At 37.6% G+C, this 1707-nt stretch carries 3 protein-coding genes; all 3 read left to right on the top strand.

The features are described from left to right. Positions 1-234 precede the first annotated feature (234 nt). Positions 235-1071 carry an amino acid permease gene (locus EGI31_RS15115; RefSeq protein ID WP_255036953.1) on the top strand — a complete coding sequence of 279 codons (837 nt, stop codon included), beginning with the start codon at positions 235-237 and terminating at the stop codon, positions 1069-1071. A 30-nt stretch (positions 1072-1101) separates the two neighbouring features. Beyond that, the gene (locus tag EGI31_RS15110; RefSeq protein WP_255036954.1) at positions 1102-1566 is read left to right on the top strand and encodes an APC family permease; all 465 of its coding nucleotides are present in this window, start codon (positions 1102-1104) and stop codon (positions 1564-1566) included. A 13-nt stretch (positions 1567-1579) separates the two neighbouring features. After that, on the top strand, positions 1580-1707 hold a 128-nt coding region (gene eutB, locus EGI31_RS15105), incomplete at its 3' end, for an ethanolamine ammonia-lyase subunit EutB (protein ID WP_255037996.1).

Raw genomic sequence — 1707 nt, 5'->3', positions numbered from 1 at the left:
TGTACATAAAAACTGTATTGAATATTGGGTCGGGGCTTCGACAGGCTCAGCCTGACATGGGCTGTCTCACTGAGCTTTTCCAAGGGAAGTTATCAATGGAAAAAAATAAAAAGTAACTCAACAAATTACTGGACTTATCCAATTAAAGATTAAACTTTTTGAAGGCAAAACATTTGATTCTGTGGAGTTAAAAAATCTATTCTGTATTTTGTTCATAGAAACCCTAAAATCAGAATGGCATCAGGTAGCTTTGAAACTAAACAAAAGAAAATAGGAGCGTTTTCGATTTGGGCCATTGGCGTAGGATTGGTAATTTCCGGTGAGTCATTTGGCTGGAATCTGGGTTGGGCGATCACTGGGCCAATTGGTTTTTTTGTGCCGGTTCTAGTCACCGCCATATTGTATTACGCATTGGTGCTTTGTCTGATAGAGTTGGCTTGTGTGTATCCTAATGCCGATGGCCCACACATTTACATAAAAAATGCATTTGGCAAAAAATGGGCTGAGATTATTTCCATACTGATTTTGTTTGAATTTCTTTTCGTCAATCCTGCTATTGCCACCTCCATAGGAGAATATTTAGGTTTTTTAACGGACCATTTAGAAAAAACGAATTGGATAGCCACTGGATTCATCGCCTTCTTTTGTTTGGTGAGTTTGTTCAATTTTAATTTGGGTGTTCAAGTCATCATTACGCTCACCTTACTGGCTATTTTCGAACTTTTAATATTTTCCGGAGCCATAGTTTCAGAATTTTCCTTTTCCAATTTATCCCAAAACAAGCAATTTGGCGAGCTTACATTTGATAGTTTCGTGCGGGCAATGCCGTTTGCGATTTGGATGTTTTTGGCTATTGAAGGCATTTCTATAGTTTCAAAAAATACGGAGCAGGAAAAACTCAGGAAAACTTTGGGAATCGGTTACAAATCTGCCTTCTGGACTTTGGCCATTTTGGCCACAATGGTTCTTCTTTTGGCTGCTGGGGGTATAAATTTAAATCCCGAAAATTGGGAAATCATCAGCAAAGACAACCATCCGATGCCGGCCACATTGGCCTTAATTCTGGGCTAAAACAATACCATTACTCAAATATTTACCTTTTTGGGTCTATTCGGGCTAATAGCTTCGCTTCAAGGAATTGCCTTCACCACTACTTTTCAGATAGAATATTTTCTCAAAAGAATTTTTCCTGAAAGTAAATTTAATCGGGCAATTGCCGCCACTTTGGTGTTTGTAATAAGTCTCTTGGCCATTTGGGGAAGTACAACCTCTTTGTTGATAGAACTTTCAGTTTTTGGAGCCGTTTGTATGTATTTTGGAGTAAGTTTCAGTTTGATAGTACTTCGCAAAAAGAAAGAAGAAAACCTAAAAACAATTTTAGAAGGAGAAAATGATGAGTTCCTAAACAAACATCATCATGTTGATTTCAAAAGCATTATCCATAAAGTTTTCCCCTATTTAGCCTTGATTTTATCAGTTTTTTGTATGCTTATTTTGGCGTATCTTCATCCCGTAATTGTCGGAACTATTGTTGTTTTGATCATCATTTATCTGATTTTCTCCTAAAAAAATACGCCAAATGGAGTTTCGATATACGGTTAATAACTTTACATATAATTTTAAAGATCTTAAGACGCTCATGGCCAAAGCCAGTCCCTATCGGACAGGTGATGCTTTGGCAGGGATTTCAGCCGAAACCAACGAGGA

This window comes from Lacihabitans soyangensis (assembly GCF_024343775.1).
GTDB classification, from domain to species: domain Bacteria; phylum Bacteroidota; class Bacteroidia; order Cytophagales; family Spirosomataceae; genus Leadbetterella; species Leadbetterella soyangensis.
Note: the sequence above shows the minus strand (reverse complement) of the source record. Positions and strands in the feature narration are given on the sequence as shown.

What these genes read in the sequence shown, in the direction of transcription:
- EGI31_RS15115 (WP_255036953.1), top strand. Translation starts at nt 235, where the DNA reads ATGGCATCAGGTAGCTTTGAAACTAAACAAAAGAAAATAGGAGCGTTT.